The sequence below is a fragment of the Dactylosporangium aurantiacum genome (assembly GCF_000716715.1).
Lineage (GTDB): Bacteria > Actinomycetota > Actinomycetes > Mycobacteriales > Micromonosporaceae > Dactylosporangium > Dactylosporangium aurantiacum.
Window position 1 is genome coordinate 96478 of the sequence record NZ_JNYJ01000054.1, and the last position, 20793, is coordinate 117270.

The window sequence follows — 20793 nt, forward strand, 5'->3', positions numbered from 1 at the left end:
TCCCAACGGTCATGATTTACGGAAAACGGCAACGGGTCAGGTTGACGCGCGTACATTCCCGGTTATGAGCACCGGATTGGCGCTCGCGACGGTCCTGGGCCTTCTCGTGGCCGGTCCGATCGCGTTGATGAGGGTCCCGACCCACCTGCAGCTCACGGTCACCGAAACGGCCCTGGTCATCGAGCCGCAGGGACTGGACCGCTGGTGGGCGGGGACGGGCAGGATCGAGGTGCCGCTCGCGGCGATCGCCTCGATCCGGATCGTGCCGCGGTCGGAGGCCCCGGCCGTCGCGCACAGACACCGGCTGCGACCGGGCGCGCTGCACCTGACCGGGAAGATCACCGCGGGAGTGCACGACGGCACGTTCTGGGACGTGCGCGACGGCGACCAGCTGCTGATGATCACCTGCCGGCCGGAGGCCGAGTTCAAGGCGCTGGTGCTGCAGTTCGCCAACCCGTTCGCGACGCTGACCCGCACGCGGACAGTGGTCGCGCACCGTGCGACGCGGAGCACTACCTTCTAGGGCATGAGGGATCCGCTCGCCGATCTGCGACGCATCGCGTTCCTGCTGGAGCGGGCCCGCGAGAAGACCTACCGGGTGCGCGCGTTCCGCGGGGCGGCGGCGACCCTGGGCAAGCTGCCCGAGGGTGAGCTGGCGACCCGGGCCGCGGCCGGCACGCTGACGGAGCTGCCGGGCGTCGGCGAGGTGACCGCGCGGTGCGTGGCCGAGTCGCTCGCCGGGGAGGAGCCGGTCTACCTGCGCCGCCTGGAGGCGACCGCCGGGCAGGATCTCGACGAGGCGACCGCCGCGATGCTGGCGGCGCTGCGCGGCGACTGCCACTCGCACTCGGACTGGTCCGACGGCGGGTCGCCGATCGAGGAGATGGCCCTCGCGGCCGCCGGGCTGGGCCACGAGTACCTGGTGCTGACCGACCACTCGCCGCGGCTGACCGTGGCCAGAGGGCTGTCCGCGGAGCGGCTGACCGAGCAGCTCGACGTGGTCGCCGACCTCAACGCGGGCTTCGAAGGGCTGGGCATGTCCTTCCGGATCCTGACCGGCATCGAGGTGGACATCCTCGCCGACGGCTCGCTCGACCAGACCGACGAGCTGCTGGGGCGGCTCGACGTGGTGGTGGGCTCGGTGCACAGCAACCTGAAGGACGAGCCGGAGGTGATGACCCGGCGGATGGTCACCGCCCTGGCGAATCCCCATCTGGACATTCTCGGCCACTGCACGGGCCGCCTTATCACCGGCGGTCGTGGCACGCGGCCAGAAAGCCGGTTCGACGCGGCGCGGGTGTTCGCCGCAGCGGTCGAGCACGACAAGGCCATCGAGATCAACTCGAGGCCCGAGCGGCTCGACCCGCCGAAGCGGCTGCTGCGGGTGGCGCTGGAGGCGGGCTGCCGGTTCTCGATCGACACCGACGCGCACGCCCCCGGCCAGCTCGACTGGCTGTCAAACGGCTGCGCGCGCGCCGTCGCCTGCGGGGTCCCGCTCGACCGGATCGTCAACACGCTGCCGGCCGCCGGGCTGAGGGAATGGGCCGAATCGCACAAATAGCCCCTGCGAGATGCCGACGCCGCACAGCACGATGATGCCGCCGACGGGCTGGTTCCAGGTCAGGTGCTCGTGCAGGACGACGACCCCGGCGACGGCGCCGACGAAGGGCGGCAGGTAGGTCACCATCGAGCCGGTGGTGATGCCCGCGACCCGCACCACGTGGTTGTTCAGCGCGAACGCGATGCCGGTGCCGAAGACGCCGAGCGCGACGACCGCCAGGTACACCCGCGGCGAGTGCGACAGCGGCGACGGCGGCGCGCCGGCGATCAGCGGCGCCGCGACCAGCAGCTGCACCGTCGACATGGTCAGCTGGCCCACCGACAGCTGCAGCGGTGACAGCTCGAAGTGCTTCATCAGCCAGCGGGTGTAGTTGAAGGCGATGCCGTAGCAGGTGACCGCGCCGAGCAGCATGAGCTGGCCGGTCAGGGAGCTGCCGTCCACGCCGTTCCAGACGCCGAGGACGACCAGCACGCCGGCGAACCCGGCGAGCAGGCCGGCGACCTGCCGGCGGGACGGGCGCTCGGCGCGCATCGCGACCAGGGTGACCACCAGCGTGGTGAGCGGGGCGGTGCCGTTCCAGATGCCGGCGAGGACCGAGGGGACCCGCTGCTCGGCGTAGCCGAACAGGGTGAAGGGCACGGTCGTGGCGAAGATCGCGTAGATGAAGAGGTGCGCCCACAGCCGGACCCCGCGCGGCGGGCGCAGCCGCCGGGCGAACAGGAAGATCAGCAGGGTGAGCGCGCCGAGGACGATCCGGTAGCCGGCCACGTAGACCGGTGCCAGCTCGACCAACGCGTCCTTGATGAACATGAAGCTGGTGCCCCAGATGAGCGCCACGGCGAGGAACGCCGGCAGCCACCGGGACGCGTCAGGAGCGGGAGAGGTCATGGGCCTTACTCTGCGCCCGCGCACCGGCCCGCGTCGCGCGGATTTCGGACCTGTGAGCGCAGGTCAGGCCACCGGTTGTGAATTGGCCTCAACGCGGGCGACAACGCCGAACGCGGTCGCGTAGGGTCGGCCCGTGGGATCTATCGATGACATCGCAGACCGCTATGTCGAGCAGTGGGCGCCCCTCGACCCGACCGGGGCGACCTTCGTCGGAGTGGCCGGGCACGACAACAGGTTGACCGACCTCTCACCCGACGGTTTCGCCGCGCTCGCCGACCTCGACCGGCGCACCCTCGCCGCGCTCGCCGCCGAGACACCCGCCGACGAGATCGAGCGGGTGGCCAAGGAGGCCATGCAGGAGCGGCTGGGGCTGGCCCTGGAGCGGTTCGAGGCCGGTGACATGACCAGCGACGTCAACGTGATCTCCAGCCCGCTGCACGGGGTCCGCAGCTCGTTCGACCTCATGGCGACCGAGGGCGAGGAGGCCGCGACCAACGTGCGGGACCGCCTCGCCGCCGTGCCGGTCGCGCTGGAGCAGTGGCAGCGTTCGCTGCTGCACGCCGCGCGGCAGGGCCACGTGGCGCCGGCCCGGCAGATCCTCGAGGTGGCCAAGCAGTGCGAGGTCTGGGCCGACCCGGAGGGCGACAACTTCTACCCGGACCTCGCCGACAAGGTCGGCAGCGGGGTCAGCGGCACGCTCGCCGCCGAGCTGGCCCGCGGCGCCGAGGCGGCCCGCGCCGCGACGGTCGCGCACGGGGAGTTCCTGCGCCGCGAGCTGGCGCCGCTGGGGCGGGAGAAGGAGGCCGCCGGCCGCGAGCGCTACCAGCTCGCCTCCCGCTACTTCCTCGGCGCCACGGTCGACCTCGACGAGGCCTACGCCTGGGGCTTCGAGGAACTCGCCCGCCTGGAGAGCGAGATGCGCACGGTCGCCGACAAGATCGTGCCCGGCGGCACCGTCGACGACGCGGTCGCCGCGCTGGACGCCGACCCGGCCCGCACGATCCGCGGCAAGGAGGCGTTCCGCGACTGGATGCAGTCCCTCGCCGACGCGACGGTGCAGCAGCTGCACGGGCGGCACTTCGACATCCCCGCCCAGGTGCAGCAGATCGAGTGCATGCTGGCGCCGACGTCCGACGGCGGCATCTACTACACCGGGCCGAGCGAGGACTTCTCCCGCCCGGGCCGGATGTGGTGGGCGGTGCCCCAGGGCGTGGAGGACTTCTCCACCTGGCGCGAGGTCACCACGGTCTACCACGAGGGTGTCCCCGGCCATCACCTGCAGATCGGCCAGACCTACGTGCGGGCCGAGCTGCTCAACCGGTGGCGCCGGATCCTGGCGTGGTCCTCGGGGCACGGCGAGGGCTGGGCGCTCTACGCGGAGCGGCTCATGGACGAGCTGGGCTACCTCGCCGACCCGGGCGACAAGCTCGGCATGCTCGACGGGCAGGCGTTCCGCGCCGTGCGCGTCATCATCGACATCGGCATGCACCTGGAGCTTCCGATCCCCCGGGACAACCCGTTCGGCTTCGCCCCCGGCGAGCGGTGGACGCCGGAGCTGGGCTGGGAGTTCCTGCGCGCGCACTGCCGGGTCGAGGAGAAGAGCCTGCGCTTCGAGCTCAACCGCTACCTCGGCTGGCCCGGCCAGGCCCCGGCCTACAAGCTCGGCGAGCGCGCCTGGCTGGCCGCCCGCGACGACGCCCGGGCCCGCAAGGGCGCGGCCTTCGACCTCAAGGCGTTCCACCGCGACGCGCTCAACCTCGGCTCGCTGGGCCTGGACCCGTTGCGGGCCGCCTTGGCCCGAATCTGAGCCAGAATCTGACGGTGGGCGCGCTCGACGGCATCCTCGTCGCGGACTTCTCCAGGGTCCTCGCCGGGCCGATCGCCACGATGACGCTCGGCGACCTGGGCGCCGACGTCGTCAAGGTGGAGCGGCCCGGCGTGGGCGACGACACCCGCTCGTGGGGGCCGCCGTTCGCGGCCGACGGCCGGTCGACCTACTTCCTGTCGGTCAACCGCAACAAGCGCGGGCTGTCGCTGGACCTGGGCACGCAGGACGGCCGGCGGCAGGCCCTCGAGCTGGCCGCGGCGGCGGACGTGCTGGTGGAGAACTTCGCCCCGGGCACCATGGAGCGCTTCGGCCTGGGCTACGAGCAGATCGGCAACCCGCGGCTGGTGTACGCGAGCGTCACCGGCTTCGGGCGTCACCAGCCCGCGCCCGGCTACGACTTCCTGGTGCAGGCGGTCGGCGGCCTGATGTCGATCACCGGGGATCCCGGCGGCGCCCCGACGAAGGTGGGCGTCGCGCTGGTGGACGTGCTGGCCGGCCAGCAGTTGACGGCCGGGATCCTGGCCGCCCTGTACGCGCGGGAGCGCACCGGCCGCGGCCAGCGGGTCGAGGTCGACCTGCTCAGCAGCCTCCTGGCGGGGCTGGTGAACCAGGCCTCGGGATACCTGAACGCCGGCGTCGTCCCCGGGCGGATGGGCAACCGGCACCCGAGCATCGCGCCGTACGAGACGCTGCGGGCCGCCGACGGCGAGTTCGCGGTGGCGGTGGGCAACGACCGGCAGTTCGCGCGGCTGGCGTCGACCCTCGGGCTGCCCGGGGACGAGCGGTTCGCCACGAACGCGGGGCGGGTCGCGCACCGCGAGGCGCTGACGGCGGCGATCGAGGCGGTGACGGTACACCGGGAGAAGCACCACTGGATCGGGCTGCTGACGGCGGCCGGGGTGCCCTGCGGACCGGTCAACACCGTGGCCGAGGGGATCGCCCTGGCGCAGCGGCTGGGGCTGGCGCCGGTGGTGGAAGTCGACGGTGCACGGTCGGTGGCGTCACCGATCAGGTTGTCGGAGACGCCGGTGACCTATCGACTTCCACCCCCTCAGGAGGCGTAGGCGATGCTCAGGCCGGGCGCCCGCAGCACGTTGGACTGCACGTACACCAGCTCGATGTTGCAGTTGGTGTAGTACCCCGGCAGCGGGATCGGCGGCGGCGGGAACGACGGGGTGAAGGTGAGCGGCAGGATGCCCAGCACGTTCGCCGAGAACTTCGACGTGTAGAACTTCACGTTGCCCTCGACGGTCAGCGAGGTGCTCTTCGTCAGCAGCAGCTTCGGCGCGCCGGGGGTCCGCAGCTCGAACGGCTTGGACACCGAGTTCTTCATGCTGAACGCCAGCACCTTGACCTTGCTGCCGTCCTTCTTCGTCAGCTCCGCCACCCCGTCGTAGACGAGGCTGTCCATCGTCATCTGGTCGGCGATGAGGATGGACGGCGCCGCCGCCACGAACGGCTGGCCGGCGGCGATCTGTGCCTTCTTGTCGTTCGGCGTGGCCGAGGCGCTCGGGCACGCCGCCTTCGACGGGGTCTTCGCCGTGCCCGGCACCGCCGCGGAGGTGGGCGCCGAGGCGGCCACCGCCGGGGGTGCCGTGGTCGGCGACGCCGAGGGCACCGGGTCGGCCTGCTTGCCGCCGCCGAAGAGGCCGCCGAGCCAGTCGAGCAGGCCCGGCTTCTCCTCCTCGGTCTTGGTCGGCGACGGGCTGGGGCTCGGCGCCGCCGAGGTCGCCGCGCCGCCGCTGGGCGCCGGCTGGCTGCCGGTGCTGCCCTTGACGGTGGGGCTGGCGCAGGTGGTGGGGGCCGCGAACGCCGGCGCCGCGCCGTGGGTGGCCCCGAACACCGAGGCGCCGGCGACCGTGCCGGTGAGCAGCAGCGCGAACAGCGGGACGCCGAGGCCGCGCCGCCGGGGCAGGCCGTCGTGGCCGGCCGGCGGGCGCTCGTCGTCGGCGCTGCCCGCCCCGCCGCGGGACGGCGGCGCGTAGTCGTCGTGCAGCGGGCTGCGCTGCGCGCTCGGCAGCGAGTCGGTCAGCACCCCGGAGGTGTGCCGGCCGGCGGGCTCGTCGAACGCCGGCTGCTCCCGGGTCGGCTCGTCGTACGCGACGGTGTCGGTCGCCTTGCGCAGCGACGGCCGCTCGTACCCCGAGTCGTCCTGGTCCTCGGTGAGCAGGTCGTTGAGCGGGGCCCGCTCGTAGGCCGGCTCGTCGTCGCGCTCCTCGGTGTCGTCCGCGGCCGCGTCGGCCCCCGGCGACCAGGCGGCGGCCAGGCCACCGCCGACGACGCCCAGCACCATGCCGAGGAAGAAGCCACCGAGGTTCAGCCCGATGATCGAGTACAGCGCGGTGAGGGTGCCCAGGATGCCGTAGAACAGTCGCTGGCCGGGGGACAGCCAGGTGAGCACGCCGCAGAGGACGAGCATCGCGGGGATCACGTAGGACAGGAACCCGGTCGGTCCGAAGTGGACCTCGAGGGCGAGTTTCAGGTTTGCGCTGAGGAACAGTTCCAGCCCGGACAGGAGCAGGAACAGGCCACCCCAGAACGGCCGCTGTGCGCGCCACCCACCGAAGGTCGCACGGCGCTTGACGTGCGAGGGGTGAGGAGTGGTCACGGGATCCTCCAGCTGGAAGTACTGACAACAAACAACTGGGCCCGCGGGTGTGACACCGCGGGCCCAGGCGGTGGGGCTAGAAGCACTCGAAGGGGGTGCCGCCGGTGGAGAGGCTGAGGTCGAGACCGGTCAGCTTGAACGTGCCGGCGGTGGTCGACCACGCGACCTGCTTCAGGTTGGTGATCGTCACGCTGTCCGCCTGCTGGGCGAAGCTGCCCTGCAGGCCCTTGGCGTTGCCACCCTTGGTCAGGTCGGAGGCGTCGATGCCGATCTGGATGTTCTCGAACGTGGCGTCACCCTTGAGCGACGTCAGGTCGATCAGCAGGTCGGTCGCCTCGGCCGGGGCACCCGCGGCCTGGCCGGCGTGGATCACCATGCTGACGGGCAGCCCGGGGACCTTGACCGACTGGCACAGGTTGTAGAGCTTCGCGGACTTGATGCCGGAGACCGCGACGAAGTGGTTCTTCGGGTCGGCCGGGTTGGCGGGGTTGCCGCCCTTCTCCGTGGCGAGGCCGCCGTACTGGACGAAGCCGGTGCCCTCGAGCTTGTCGGCGGAGACCTTGAACTGCTGGCCGGAGACGCTGAACGACGCGGCGATCGCGCCGGTCGCCTGGCCGAAGACGATGGCGCCGGCGATGAAGGTGGCGGGCACGACGACGGTAGCGAAACGCTTCCATCGCGTGCGGCCCTTCACCGCGCTGCCCTGAGCTACGGACACGTGAAGCTCCTCTTGGGTCGCGGGGGTGCATTCGGTGCGGCGGCTCCCTGACGCTTGCGGGCGCTCGCACCGGCCTTGGTGTCTCGACGCCCCGGCCGGCCCTGCGCCGCAGGGGGTGGATCCGGGGGGTGGGGCGTGCGGACGATGTTGCCGCTTCCCACGGGCCGGGACAAGGCCCGTAGTTACTGACCGGTAACGGCTTACGTCCAGAAATCACACGCTGCGTAACCGGTTACCGAGGTGTTTCCGGGCGATTAACGGCCTTCAAAGCGCGCAAAGCCGGACAAAGAAAGTGTGTGACCGTTACCACATGTGAGCAATCTTGCAGAAGGTCACGGTTCCATAACGACAAACCTCTGAGGTTCTCAATGTGCACATCGACTGCCATCAGTTTTCCGTAGAACGGAAGAAATGCCGCATCTCGAAAAACTCAGCATTGCCGTTTGGTGCCGTCGATGGTTAGTTAGCCCTGATAACTAACACGGTGGCCGCCATCCACCGCGACAGTTGTCATCCGCCCGCGCGCGCGACAGGTCGGCGCCTTGCCGCAAGCGGGTCTCAGGAAGCGCGATCGGCGCGCGTCTTGCCTGGCTGGAACCCCCATCAGCCCAGGAAGGACACCCCGAGATGGCACCATCCCCGCGCCGCTGGCGAAGGCTGCTCACCGCAGCCGCCGTCGCCGCCGGCAGCTCCGTCGTGGCCGCGGTGGCCAATGCGCCGGCCGCCGCCGCGATCCCCCTCCCGGCCACCGACTACCAGCACGTACAGCTCGCCCTCGGCAGCGCCGAGCTCGGCGAGCCGATGTCCCTCGCGGTCATGCCGGACCGCACGGTGATCCACACCGCCCGCGACGGCACAGTCCGCGTCACCGACGCCGCCGGCAACACCAAGGTCGCCGGCAAGCTGTCCGTCTACACCCACGACGAGGAAGGGCTGCAGGGCGTCGCCGTCGACCCCGGCTTCGCCACGAACCGGTGGGTGTGGCTGTACTACTCCCCTACCCTGTCGACCCCGGCGGGCGACTCGCCGGCCACCGGTACCGACGCCGACTTCGCGCCGTGGAAGGGCCACCTCAACCTCTCCCGGTTCACGCTGAAGGCCGACAACACGCTCGACCTCGCCAGCGAGAAGATCGTGCTGACCGTCGCCAACGACCGGGGCAGCTGCTGCCACGTCGGCGGCGACCTCGACTTCGACGCGGCCGGCAACCTGTACCTGACCACCGGCGACGACACCAACCCGTTCGAGTCCAGCTCGTACGCGCCCATCGACGAGCGGACCAACCGCAACCCGCAGTACGACGCGCAACGCTCCTCGGCCAACACCAACGACCTGCGCGGCAAGATCCTGCGGATCAAGCCGAACGCGGACGGCACCTACGCCATCCCGGCCGGCAACATGTTCCCGCAGGGCACCGCGAAGACCCGGCCCGAGATCTACGCGATGGGCTTCCGCAACCCGTTCCGGATGACCGTGGACAAGCCGACCGGCATCGTCTACCTCGGCGACTACGGCCCGGACGCCGGCGCCGCCGACCCGAACCGGGGCCCCGGCGGGCAGGTCGAGTTCGACCGGGTCACCGGTCCGGGCAACTACGGGTGGCCGTACTGCACGGGCACGAACACCACGGCCGAGACCTACAACGAGTGGAACTTCGCGACCAACACCACCGGGCCCAAGTACAACTGCGCCGGCGGTCCGACGAACAACTCGTTCCGCAACACGGGCCTGACCACGCTGCCGGCGGCGAAGCCGAGCTGGATCCGCTACGGCTTCGACTCGACCCCGCCGGAGTTCGGCGGCGGCTCCGAGTCGCCGATGGGTGGTCCCGTGTACCGCTACAACGCCTCCCTCAACTCGGCGGTCAAGTTCCCGCAGAGCCTGGACGGCAACTTCTTCGCCGGTGAGTACGGCCGCCGCTGGATCAAGCCGATCAAGGTCAACGCCGACGGCAGCCCCGGTGAGATCTCCACCTTCCCGTGGGCCGGCACGCAGGTCATGGACATGGCCTTCGGCCCCGACGGCGCGCTGTACGTGCTCGACTACGGCACCGGCAGCAACAACCAGGCGCTGTACCGGGTGGAGTACATCGGCGGCGGCAACCGCGCGCCGACGGCGAAGATCACCCCCTCGGTCACCTCCGGGCCGAACCCGCTGACGGTCAGCTTCTCCTCGGCCGGCAGCGCCGACCCCGAGGGCGGCACGCTCACCTACGCCTGGGACTTCGACGGCAACGGCACCGTCGACTCCACGGCGGCGAACCCCTCCTACACCTACACCACCAACGGCACGAAGACGCCGACGCTGACCGTCAAGGACCCGCAGGGCCTCACCGGTTCGGCGAGCACCGTGGTCACGGTCGGCAACACCGCACCGCAGGTGACGCTGTCCGTGCCGGCGAACGGCCAGCTGTTCAACTTCGGCGACACGGTGCCCTTCACGATCAGCGTCACCGACCCCGAGGACGGCACGATCAACTGCTCCCGGGTGAGCATGACCTACTCGCTGGGGCACGACAGCCACGCCCACCAGATCACCTCGAAGACCGGCTGCACCGGCACGATCGCGGTGCCGGTCGACGGTGAGCACGACGCGGCCGCGAACATCTTCGGCGTCTTCGACGCGGCGTACACGGACAACGGCGGGCTGACCACGCACGTGATCCGTACGCTGCAGCCCAAGCACCGCCAGGGCGAGCACTTCGGTGCCCAGTCGGGCGTCCAGGTGGCCGCGCACGCGGCGGCCGAGGGCGGCAACACCGCCGGGTTCATCGAGAACGGCGACTGGATCTCGTTCACGCCGTACCTGCTGAACACCGCGACCCAGTTCTCCGCCCGGGTCTCCTCGGCGGGCTCCGGCGGCACGATCGAGGTCCGCGCGGGCTCGCCGACCGGCACGCTGCTCGGCACCGCGACCGTGGCGCCGACCGGCGGCTGGGAGACGTTCGCCGACGTCTCGGCGAACCTGGCCGGCGCGCCGGGCACCGCCACCACCCTGTACCTGGTGTTCAAGGGCGGCACCGGCTACCTGTTCGACGTCGACGCGTTCACGTTCACCACCGGCACCACGCCGACCGGGCCGACGGTGAGCCTGCGCTCGCTGACGAACAACCTGTACGTGTCGGCGCCGAACACGACCACCGCGCTGATCGCGAACTCCTCGTCGGTGGGCACCGCGCAGCAGTTCGAACTGGTCGACCTCGGCGGCGGCAAGGTCGCGCTGCGGTCCAAGGCGACCGGCCAGTTCGTCTGCGCGGAGAACGGCGGCGCGAACCCGCTCGTGGCCAACCGGGCCACGGCCGGCTCGTGGGAGACGTTCAACCTGATCCGCAACGCCGACGGCAGCGAGAGCCTGCAGGCGACGGTGAACAGCATGTACGTCGCCGCCGAGAGCAACGGCGCCGGCTCACTCATCGCCAACCGGACGGCGATTGGACCCTGGGAGAAGTTCGAACTCGTCGGCGCATGACCGGCCCGGAGCGCAGCGGAGGTCCGGTCATCATGGGCGCTGCGGCGCAGTCAGGGCGGCGCCGGAGCGCAGCGAAGGTGACGTCATGACGGTGTTGGAAAATGTGCGATCCGGCGCCGCCCTTGTGCGGGATATTGATGAGTGACTCTTGACACTCTTCGTTGGATCGTGAGTGTATGTGTTGGTCCGTGGGGACGTCCGCCGTTCCCACGGACCAGCCTCGGCCGCCACCGGGGCTGACGCATACCTCGAGGAGCCCCTCATATGAAGCTCTCCAGATGGTTCGCGCTCGCCCTCGCGCCGTTGCTGGCCACCGCCGGCACGGTGATCGCCACGTCGACGCCCGCGAGCGCCTGGACCCCCAAGACACCCCCGATGACCACCCCGTGGACCAACTCGGTGTCCACCACGAACCCGCTGCCGGAGTACCCCCGCCCGCAGCTGACCCGCACCGACTGGCTCAACCTCAACGGCATCTGGGACTTCGCGGTCACCGGCAGCGGCCAGACCACCCCGCCCGCCACGTTCGGCGAGCAGATCCGCGTGCCCTACCCCGTCGAGTCCGCCCTGTCGGGCATCCAGCGCAAGGTCACCGAGAACGACCGGCTCTGGTACCGCCGCACCTTCACCGTCCCGTCGGGCTGGGCGGGCCGCCGGGTCCAGCTCAACTTCGGCGCCGTGGACTGGCAGAGCACTGTGTGGGTGAACGGCACCCAGGCCGGCGCCGTCCACAGTGGAGGCTACGACGCCTTCACGTACGACATCACCGCGCTGCTCAACGGCGGCACCAACACCATCGTCGTCGGGGTCTACGACCCCACGGACGCCGGCACCCAGGCGGTCGGCAAGCAGCGCCGCAACGACGTGCTCCCGCACGCGGGCGGCGGCATCTTCTACACCGGCGCCTCCGGCATCTGGCAGACCGTCTGGCTGGAGCCGACCCCGGCGGCCAGGGTCACCCGGGTGGACCTGGTGCCGAACCTGTCCAACAACACGCTGTCGGTCACCGTGCACGGCGCCGGGCTGTCCGGGCACACCGTGACCGCGACCGTGCTCAGCGGCACCACCCAGGTCGGCACCGCCAACGGCGGCACCGGCACCGCGTTCAGCGTCCCGGTGCCCAACGCGCACCGCTGGTCGCCCAGCGACCCGTTCCTGTACACCGTCCGGATCGACCTCAAGAGCGGCTCGACGGTCGTGGACTCCGTCGGCAGCTACGCCGGCATGCGCTCGATCTCGGTCGGCAGCGTCAACGGCAAGCTGCGCATCCTGCTCAACGGCCAGTTCGTCTTCCAGTCCGGCACCCTGGACCAGGGCTACTGGCCCGACGGCATCTACACCGCGCCGACCGACGCCGCCCTGCGCTCCGACCTGCAGGCACACAAGGACCTCGGCTTCAACATGGTCCGCAAGCACATCAAGGTCGAGCCGCAGCGCTGGTTCTACCACGCCGACCAGCTCGGCCTGCTGGTGTGGCAGGACATGCCCGCCATGCCGACCGGCAAGAACCCGACCACCGCCGCGCGCACCCAGTGGGAGGCGGAGTACGACCGCATCATCGACCAGCACCGCAGCTCGCCGTCGCTGGTCATGTGGGTCGACCAGAACGAGGGCTGGGGCCAGTACGACCAGGCCCGCATCGCCAGCGAGGTCAAGGCCTACGACCCGTCCCGCCTGGTGAACAACATGAGCGGGGTCAACTGCTGCGGCTCCGTCGACGGCGGCAACGGCGACGTGATCGACAACCACATCTACGTCGGTCCCGGCTCCACCCTGCCGACCGCGACCCGGGCCGCGGTCCTGGGCGAGTTCGGCGGCCTCGGCCTGCGCGTGGCGGGCCACGAGTGGTCGCCGGGCAACGGCTTCAGCTACGAGGACCAGGCCAGCGCCGCGGCGCTCAACAACCGCCTCGTCGGCCTGTACGACCAGATCCGCACCGGCGGCATGCCGGCCGGGCTGTCCGCGTCGGTCTACACCGAGATCACCGACGTGGAGAACGAGAGCAACGGCCTGCTCACCTACGACCGGCAGGTGGTGAAGGTCGACGCGGCCCGGGTCAGGGCCGCGAACCAGGCACTGATCAGCGCCTCGACCAACCCGCCGCCGCCGGCGACCCTGCCCACCAACGTGTACCGCTCGTTCCGGGTCGTCACGCCGTGCTGCACCACCCGGTACATCCGGCACCAGGACAGCCTCGGCTACACAGAGGTCGTCGACGCGAACAGCAGCACGCTGCTCAAGCAGGACGCGACCTGGCGGATCGTGCCGGGCCTGGCCGACGCGTCGTGCTACTCCTTCGAGTCGCGCAACTACCCCGGCCATTACCTGCGGCACCAGGCGTACCGGGTGCGCAAGGACCCCAACGACAACTCGGCGCTGTTCAAGGCCGACGCCACCTGGTGCGCCCAGCAGGGCACCGGCGGGGTGCGGCTGACCGCCTGGAACTTCCCCGGCCAGTACCTGCGGCACCGCAACGCGGAGCTGTGGCTGGCCACCCCGGGCGGCCCGAACGCGTGGGACGCGCCCGCGTCGTTCACCGAGGACACCACCTGGTCCGTGGAGAGCCCCTGGGCCCCGTAGCGCCTCGCAGGGGGTGCTCCGGTGGAGCACCCCCTGTGGTTCGGCTCAGGCCCTCATGACGGTGGCGATCGGGATGCGGGCCGCCCGGATGGCCGGGATGAGGCCGCCGAGCAGGCCCGCCACCAGGCCGGCGATGACCCCGGCGACGCCCGCCTGCCAGGGGAACGTCATGTCCTGCAGCTGCGGTACCCGCGAGCCGAGCAGCCCGGCGCCGACGTCGAGCGCGACCACCGCCAGACCGATCGCGGCCGCGGCGGTGAGCAGCCCGGTGAGCAGCGTCTCGGCCAGCACGATCCCGGCCAGCAGCGAGCGGGGTGTGCCGACGGCCCGCCGCAGCGCGAACTCCTCGACCCGCTCGCCGACGGTGGCGAGGCCGACGTTGAGGATGCCGGCGGCGCCGATCAGCAGGACCAGGGCCGCCATGCCGAGGAAGATCCAGCGCATGATCGCCAGCTCGCCGGCGATGTTCTTGCGGGCGTTGACGGTCTCGACGTGCAGCATGTCGGCGGGCACCCCGAGCGCGGTGAGCTTGCGCATCACCAGCGCCTCGGTCTCCCCGGCGGACGGCGCGAACATGAGCTGCAGGCCGGGGCCGTACATCTGGTTCGCGGTGGTCCTGGGCATCCAGTTGCGCATCTCGTCGACCCGGACGTACGCGGTCGGCTGGGAGTTGCCGTCGTCGATGACGCCGACGATGCGGGGCGTCGGGTTGGCGGTGGCGCCCTCGACGCGCATCTCGGCCGGGATCCGGTAGCGGCTGAAGCCCTTGGCCGCCTCCTTGTTCAGCACCAGCCGCGGCGAGTAGGACGGCTCGCCGCCGAAGTCGAGCCAGTCGCCGGCGACCGGGCGGAACGGGCGGAACTGCCGCACGTCGCCGGTGAGCCCCTGCAGGACCAGCTCGATCGCCTGGCCCTTCGGCTGCGCCGCCGCCTCGTTCTGCACCGGGCGGCAGCCGCCGGTCACCGGGTCGCAGTACATCTCCATGGCCGGGCCGTAGTAGCCGCCGTCGTTGTTGTCGAACGGCGCCGCGCCCTGGTTGATCGGCAGGACGTTCGGCTCGCCGATGATCGCCTGGTACTGCATCATGCCGACCGCGCCCGGCCTGCCGGCGACGCTGGTGAGCGCGGCGTCCATCGCGTCGGCCATCGGCGGCACGTACATCTGGCGGGTGCCGTCCTTGCCGACGTGCAGCTCGAGGTCGGCCAGGCGCAGCGTGTTGGCCGTCTCCGCGACCGCCTGCACGGTGACGACCGCGAGGACGCCCAGGAACAGGCTGATCATCGACAGGAAGGTGCGCAGCTTGCGCGAGCGGATGCCCTGCCCGCCGATGATGAGCGCCGACCGGAGCCGGCCGGAGAGCCGGAACACCCGCGGCCCGGTCATGCCGCCACCTCCGCTGCGCTCCGGCGCCGCCCTGACCTCGAAACTGCGCCCATGATGACCAGCTCCTCGCTCCGCTGCGGGCCGGTCATGCCGCCACCTCCGCTGCGCTCCGGCGCCGCCCTGACCTCGAAACTGCGCCCATGACGTGCGTGACGAGGATCAGGCCGCAGCCGCGGTCGGTGGCGGCGCGCATCACCTCGATGACGAGGTTGCCGGTCTCGGTGTCCAGCGCGCCGGTGGGCTCGTCGGCCAGCAGCAGGCTCGGGCTGCGCACGAGGGCCCTGGCGACCGCGACCCGCTGCTGCTCGCCGCCGGAGAGCTTCGCGGGGCGGTGCTTGGCCAGGTGCGCGATGCCGACCTGGTCGAGGGCGTCCAGCACGCGGGTGCGGCGGTGCCGGCGCGGCAGCCAGCCCTGCCCGTTGACCAGGGCCATCGCCACGTTCTGCGCGGCGGTGAGGTGCTTGAGCAGGAAGAAGCGCTGGAAGACGAAGCCGAACTCGGCGCTGCGCAGGGCGGCCGCCCGGCGTTCGGGGATGCGGGCCAGGTCGCGGCCGCCCATCAGGTACTGCCCCTCGTCGGGCCGGTCGAACAGCCCGATGAGGCTCAGCAGGGTGCTCTTGCCGGAGCCGGACCGGCCGAGGATCGCCACGCTCTCGCCGCGGCCGACGGTGAGGTCGACGCCGGCGAGGATCACCCGGGGCTCCTGCTGTCCCTTGAGCGTCTTGGTGATGCCCCGCATCTCGATGAGCGGGCTCACTTGCTGAACCCCGGCATCGGCTCGTTGTTCTTGGCGGCGGGCAGGTTCGGCCCCGGGACGGCGATGGTCTCGTCGCCGGTGAGACCGCTCTTGATCTCGATGACCTTGCCGTCGCTGAGGCCGAGCGTGACCTCGCGGGTCTCCCGCGTCTGGTCGGCCTTGACGACGTCGACCTTACCCTTGCCCTGCGACCCGGCGACCGCCTCGACCGGCAGCACGAGGGCGCCGGTGACGCGGGCGGTGATCACCTCGACGGTCGCGGCGGCGCCGTTGATCGCCTTGACGTCGGCCGGCGGGACGCACACCAGCCGCATGCCGGTCGGCTCCGACGGTTGCTGCTGCTGGCCGACGACCTTCGGCGGGGGCGCGGCCGAGGCCGACGGGTTGGGCTGCGGCGTCACCGGCTCCGGGATCGTGCCGGCCGGCAGGGCGGCCAGCGTGCCCAGCACCGTGCACGGGAACGGTCCGGGGCCGCTCTTGATCTGAGCCTGCACCGACTCGAGCTTGTCCGAGATCTGGTACGCCTGGGATCCGTCGATGTCCGCGACGACGCCGTACCCGGCCTGCTTGGCCGACACGACCGGCATGCCGGCGGTCACCTTGGACCGGTCGTCGACGAGCCGGCCGCTGAAGACGGCGCCGGCCGGCACCTCGATCGGCGTGGCCTTGCCGCCGACCCAGACATTGGCGACCTTGATCGGTTTGGTCGGCGTGCCCGTGGCGGTCTTCACGTCGAGGTAGCGGATCTCGCCGTCGACCGGGGCGACCAGGCCGAAGGTGGGGCCGAGCTGGACCTTGCCGCTGAGGCTCACCTTGTTGGTCAGATCCTGGCGGGTGGGCTTCACCGTCGTCATCGTGACGCCCCGGTCGGCGAGACCGGGCGTGCTCACCCCCTCCGCGCCCGATGCCGTGCAAGCTCCCAGCGCACTCACGGCACCGGCGGCGGCCACCGCGAAAAGGATTCGTCGCACCCGGGTTCACCCCCAGCAAGGATCGAAGTCCGGCAAAGGGTAACGGCCATCCGGGTGAGGTGATGCCCCGTCATGCATTTCATCCGGGGTGAGGAATGTACTGAATACGACAGCGTTTCGATGCAACCCCCGGCACAGTACAACCAGCAGCATCGACCAATATCGATTGGAGCGCTGATGCGCAGACGCCTGCTCGCCGTCGCCACCGCCATGGTGACGGCAGCCCTCCTCCTCACCTCCGCCCCCGCGCAGGCCGCCACCCCCGACCGCTGGGGCTTCGCGTACGTGAAGGACCCCACCGTCACGGTGTGGAACACGCTGCCCACCACGTACCAGTGGGGCAGCTGGAAGACGTTCGCGCCGGCCGCCTGGGCCGACGGGATCAAGGTGGCCACCGGCCGCTACCTGGTGCGGTTCCCGCAGATCGGGGTCGCCTCCGCCAGGGGCATCCCGCACGTCACCGCGGTCGCCGCCGACGGCCGCTTCTGCGAGGCCGTGCGCTGGAACATCTCCGGCGTCGACGAGGTCGTCGACGTGCAGTGCTTCAAGCCCGGCGGGGTGCCGGCCGACACGCCGTTCACGGTGCTGTGGACGCTGAGCTCCGGTGTGGTGCCCGCGGCCAACGCGTACGCGTCCGTGCAGGTGACCTCGCCGGGCGCGATCGTGCAGCAGTACAACTCCACGGGGGGCCCGGTCACCGTGGCGCCGTCGTCGCCCGGGTACTACACGGTGCGCTTCACGGGCGTCGGCGGGGCCGGCGTCCAGGCCGGCGACATCCAGGTGACCGCGGTGCAGCCCAACGCGCAGGCGCGCCGGTGCAAGGTGGCCCGCTGGGTCTGGTCCGGCACCGACGTCACCGCGCTCGTCGCCTGCTACAACCCGCTCACCGGCGCGCTCATGGACTCCGAGTTCGTCGCCTCGTTCCACCGGCAGCGGGCGGTCACCGCGAACGTGCCGGCCTACTTCGGCTACGTCGCCAACGCGTTCACCGGGCAGACGAACTTCAACAGCGTCTACGGCTTCGGCGCCAACTCGATCGGCGGCATGATGATCAAATATCCGGACCTGCACCAGAAGGAGACGCACTCGCAGGTGACCGCCTACGGCGACACGTCGAACTACTGCGGCCTGGAGCAGCTGTGGAGCGACGTGGGCGGCACCGCCCTGGTCACGATCGCCTGCTTCACCAACGCCGGGGCGCCGGTGGCCGACCGGTACCTGTCGACGTTCACCTCACGCATCTGAGACGGTCGGGAGGGGCCACCCCCGTGGGCGGCCCCTCCCTCCCGGTGCGTCAGACCTTGTAGGTGAAGATCGACGCGGGGGCGGCGGCGCTGACGCCCCCCTTGGTGATGACCTGGAGCTGCACCGTGCCGGGCGCGCGCGGCGGCAGGTACACCTTGAGCCGGCTCTCCGACAGCTTGACGAAGGAGACGACCGCGCCGTTGGAGGTGACCCGCTCGGCCGTGCCGAAGTTGGTCCCGGAGATCTCCACCGTCGTCCACGACCTGGTCCCGCCGGTCGCCGGCGTCACCGCGGCGACGGTCGGCGGCGGGGGCGCCACGTAGGTGAACGGCGCGGCGGTGCCCTCCACGACCCCGCCGACGGTGGTGATCTTCACCGTCACCTGGCCGGCGGCGTGCACCGGCATCGTGACCCGCAGCTGGGTGTCGGAGACGCGCTGGTACAGGGTGCTCACGTCGCCGACGCGCACCGCGGTGACGCCGCTGAGGTTGGTGCCGGTCACGATCACCGGGGTCGTCGTGTACGTCGGACCGCTGGTGACGCTGAGCGAGGCGATGGTCGGCGCGGGCGGGTTGACGATCGCGAGCTTGTCCGCGGCGACGGTCGCGCTGGTCCCCGACGGCGTCACCACCGTCACGTCGTAGATGCCCACGGTCAGCTTCGGCACCGTGAACGCGATCGACGTCGGCGACAGCACCTTCACGTTGGTCGCGGCGTTGGCGCCGATGCGCACGGCGGTGGCCCCGTCGAGGTTCGTGCCGGTGAGGCCCAGCACGTCGCCGCCGAGCACGGACGCGCTCGCGGCGCTGAGGCCGGCCACGACGGGCGGCGGCGGCTGGTACAGGAACCGCGCCTGCGAGTTCAGCGTGCTCGCCCCGGCGGCGTTGACGACGGTCACGTCGACGGACCCCCTGGCGTGCGGCGGCGTCGTGGCGACCAGCGTGGTGACCCCGTTCGTCTCCACCTTGCGGAACTGGGCGGTGGCGTCGCCGAACCTCACCGCCGTGGCGGTGCTCAGGTTGCCGCCGGTGATGGTGACCTCCGTGCCGCCGGCGACCGGGCCGCGCACCTGCGACAGGGTCGACACCGACGGGCGCGACACCGGGACGGTGGACGGTGTGAGCATGCCGCCGACGGTGTAGGCGGCCGAGACGTTCGCGTTGACGAACGCCCACGACAGGTGCGCGTCGCCGGCCACGCCCCACGAGGTGCCCCACTGGTTGCGGATCCACAGGCCCTCGGCGTCGTACGCGTAGGCGGTCACCATGTGCCCGCCGAGGTTGACCCCGCTGGTCGTCTTGTAGAGGGTGTTGCCGGTCAGGTACATGAAGTCCTTGAAGACCGGGATGCCGACGGCGACCGGCGACCCGGCGACGATCGCCTCCTGCAGCGCCCGCTGGCCGGCCGCGCCCTGACCGGCGCCGGTCCACAGCGTCGCCCACTTGGAGATCTTGTAGTTGCGCGCGTTGGCGACCTCCGACGCGGTCGGCGGGACCGTGTAGTTGGTCGTGCCCTGCACGTAGTCGTCCTGGGTGTCCACCCCGTTGGCGGCGGCCTCGGTCAGCGCCTTCTCCGGCACCAGCCCGGCGTTCGGCGCGCCACCCTTCTGCACCGCGCGCATGTACAGGTACAGCGGCGCGTACGGCGCACCGGCGGCGCTGTCCCGCTGCGCGTAGTAGCCCATGATCGAGTGCGCGATCGTCCAGGCCACGCACGAGCCGATCTGCCCCTGGTCGCCGACGGCGGGCAGGTTGAGCTTGAGGCTGGCAGTCTCCGGCAAGGCGGCGGACACACCGACCTTCGGCCGGACGTCCTGCCTGGTCGTGGGTGCGGTGAACCCCCCGGCGACGTGCGGCAGCGCGGCGGCCGCCGGGGCCGCCTGGCTCACCGCCACCAGGCCGCCCCCGGCCACCATCAGCAGGCTCAACGCGAGGCTTCGTGCTTTCGGGCGCATCCGTGCTCCTCAGGCTTGGTGACCGCGACGTGCCTGCCATCGACGCCGCGGGGAGCCGGCTGAGCCGTTGCCCGCAACACCACCCGGGCGGTGTCCACCGGTCGGGGGACATCCGCACTAGGCTCCGGGATCGTGCCGGTGATCGCGCTGCTCGCGGCAATGGGGGCCTTCCACGGCCTCAACCCCGGCATGGGCTGGTTGCTGGCGGTCGCCAACGGAGTGCAGGAGCGCAGCCGCGCCGCGGTGCTGCGGGCCCTCGTCCCGATCGCCGCCGGGCACGCCGCCTCGATCTTCGTGGTCGCGGGGCTGGTCAGTGCCCTGCAGTCGGTGGTCGCGACCCGGTTCGTCGCCATCGGCGGCGGCATCGTCCTGGTCGGCTTCGGCCTGTGGCGGGCGGTGTCGCGGCGGCACGTCGGCGCGCCCGGCCTGCACCTGTCGGCGGCGCAGCTGGCCGGGTGGTCGTTCCTGATGTCGAGCGTCCACGGCGCCGGGCTCATGCTCGTGCCGGTGCTGGTCGCGAACCCGCCGGCGGACCTGCCCGCCAGCCACCACCACGGCATCGGCGGCGACCCGCTGTGGGCGGGCTTCCTCGCCACCGCCGTGCACACCGCGGCGATGGTCACCGTGGCGGGCGCGATCGCGCTGCTGGTCTACCAGACGGTGGGGCTGCGGCTGTCCCGGCTGGCCCGCGTCGACCTGGACACCGTGTGGGCGGTGGCACTGGTCGGCGCGGGCGTCGCCACGGTGGCGATGTCGGTCTAGCGGCTTCTTGTCGGCCTCGGCGCTTTGGTCGGCCCCGGCGCTTTGGTCAGCTTCGCTTTGGTCAGCTTCG

Annotated in this window: 15 protein-coding genes; 8 read left to right on the top strand and 7 right to left on the bottom strand. The window is 71.4% G+C overall.

Annotation, left to right across the window (positions count from 1 at the left end):
- Positions 1–64 precede the first annotated feature (64 nt).
- Both OP18_RS42460 and OP18_RS56135 read left to right on the top strand, forming a co-directional pair.
- On the top strand, positions 65–523 hold the full coding sequence (locus tag OP18_RS42460) for a hypothetical protein (protein WP_156090169.1): 459 nt from the start codon (positions 65–67) through the stop codon (positions 521–523).
- 3 nt (positions 524–526) lie between these two features.
- On the top strand, positions 527–1561 hold the full coding sequence (locus OP18_RS56135; RefSeq protein WP_033364951.1) for a PHP domain-containing protein: 1035 nt from the start codon (positions 527–529) through the stop codon (positions 1559–1561).
- On the opposite strand, the gene OP18_RS42470 is transcribed toward OP18_RS56135, so the two are convergent.
- On the bottom strand, positions 1457–2449 hold the full coding sequence (locus OP18_RS42470; protein ID WP_081971583.1) for a DMT family transporter: 993 nt from the start codon (positions 2447–2449) through the stop codon (positions 1457–1459). The two genes, OP18_RS56135 and OP18_RS42470, sit on opposite strands and share 105 nt — an antisense overlap.
- A gap of 133 nt (positions 2450–2582) precedes the next feature.
- Here OP18_RS42470 and OP18_RS42475 point away from each other — a divergent pair, with 133 nt between their 5' ends.
- Together OP18_RS42475 and OP18_RS42480 are read left to right on the top strand one after the other, a co-directional pair.
- On the top strand, positions 2583–4256 hold the full coding sequence (locus OP18_RS42475) for a DUF885 domain-containing protein (protein WP_033364952.1): 1674 nt from the start codon (positions 2583–2585) through the stop codon (positions 4254–4256).
- Positions 4257–4270: 14 nt separating this feature from the next.
- Positions 4271–5341 (top strand): CaiB/BaiF CoA transferase family protein, encoded by a 1071-nt coding sequence (locus OP18_RS42480; protein ID WP_211273847.1) that lies wholly within the window; start codon positions 4271–4273, stop codon positions 5339–5341.
- Here the strand turns inward: OP18_RS42480 and OP18_RS42485 are convergent.
- Positions 5329–6885, bottom strand: a complete 1557-nt coding sequence (locus OP18_RS42485) for a DUF6114 domain-containing protein (RefSeq protein WP_033364953.1) — start codon at positions 6883–6885, stop codon at positions 5329–5331. The two genes, OP18_RS42480 and OP18_RS42485, sit on opposite strands and share 13 nt — an antisense overlap.
- A 76-nt stretch (positions 6886–6961) precedes the next feature.
- The gene (locus OP18_RS42490) at positions 6962–7603 is read right to left on the bottom strand and encodes a DUF6230 family protein (RefSeq protein WP_033364954.1); all 642 of its coding nucleotides are present in this window, start codon (positions 7601–7603) and stop codon (positions 6962–6964) included.
- Positions 7604–8230: 627 nt separating this feature from the next.
- Here OP18_RS42490 and OP18_RS42495 point away from each other — a divergent pair.
- A complete protein-coding gene (locus tag OP18_RS42495; protein WP_033364955.1) occupies positions 8231–11071 on the top strand; it encodes a PQQ-dependent sugar dehydrogenase in 2841 nt (946 codons plus the stop codon).
- Between the two features lie 264 nt (positions 11072–11335).
- A complete protein-coding gene (locus OP18_RS42500) occupies positions 11336–13651 on the top strand; it encodes a glycoside hydrolase family 2 (RefSeq protein ID WP_052388167.1) in 2316 nt (771 codons plus the stop codon).
- 45 nt (positions 13652–13696) lie between these two features.
- Here the strand turns inward: OP18_RS42500 and OP18_RS42505 are convergent, their stop codons facing one another.
- The 3 genes from OP18_RS42505 to OP18_RS42515 form a co-directional block, all read right to left on the bottom strand.
- Positions 13697–15034: an ABC transporter permease gene (locus OP18_RS42505; RefSeq protein WP_245635720.1), complete on the bottom strand. Its 1338-nt coding sequence runs from the start codon at positions 15032–15034 to the stop codon at positions 13697–13699.
- Between the two features lie 85 nt (positions 15035–15119).
- Positions 15120–15791: an ABC transporter ATP-binding protein gene (locus OP18_RS42510; RefSeq protein ID WP_033364956.1), complete on the bottom strand. Its 672-nt coding sequence runs from the start codon at positions 15789–15791 to the stop codon at positions 15120–15122.
- Positions 15788–16681 (bottom strand): efflux RND transporter periplasmic adaptor subunit, encoded by an 894-nt coding sequence (locus OP18_RS42515; RefSeq protein ID WP_245635721.1) that lies wholly within the window; start codon positions 16679–16681, stop codon positions 15788–15790. Before OP18_RS42515 ends, OP18_RS42510 begins: the two co-directional genes overlap by 4 nt.
- 258 nt (positions 16682–16939) lie before the next feature.
- Here OP18_RS42515 and OP18_RS42520 point away from each other — a divergent pair, with 258 nt between their 5' ends.
- A complete protein-coding gene (locus tag OP18_RS42520) occupies positions 16940–18007 on the top strand; it encodes a hypothetical protein (protein ID WP_033364958.1) in 1068 nt (355 codons plus the stop codon).
- 49 nt (positions 18008–18056) lie between these two features.
- On the opposite strand, the gene OP18_RS42525 is transcribed toward OP18_RS42520, so the two are convergent.
- Positions 18057–19961 carry an IPT/TIG domain-containing protein gene (locus tag OP18_RS42525; protein WP_081971584.1) on the bottom strand — a complete coding sequence of 635 codons (1905 nt, stop codon included), beginning with the start codon at positions 19959–19961 and terminating at the stop codon, positions 18057–18059.
- Positions 19962–20093: 132 nt separating this feature from the next.
- Between OP18_RS42525 and OP18_RS42530 the strand changes: the two genes are divergently transcribed.
- The gene (locus OP18_RS42530) at positions 20094–20723 is read left to right on the top strand and encodes a hypothetical protein (protein WP_245635722.1); all 630 of its coding nucleotides are present in this window, start codon (positions 20094–20096) and stop codon (positions 20721–20723) included.
- The last annotated feature ends 70 nt before the right edge of the window (positions 20724–20793 follow it).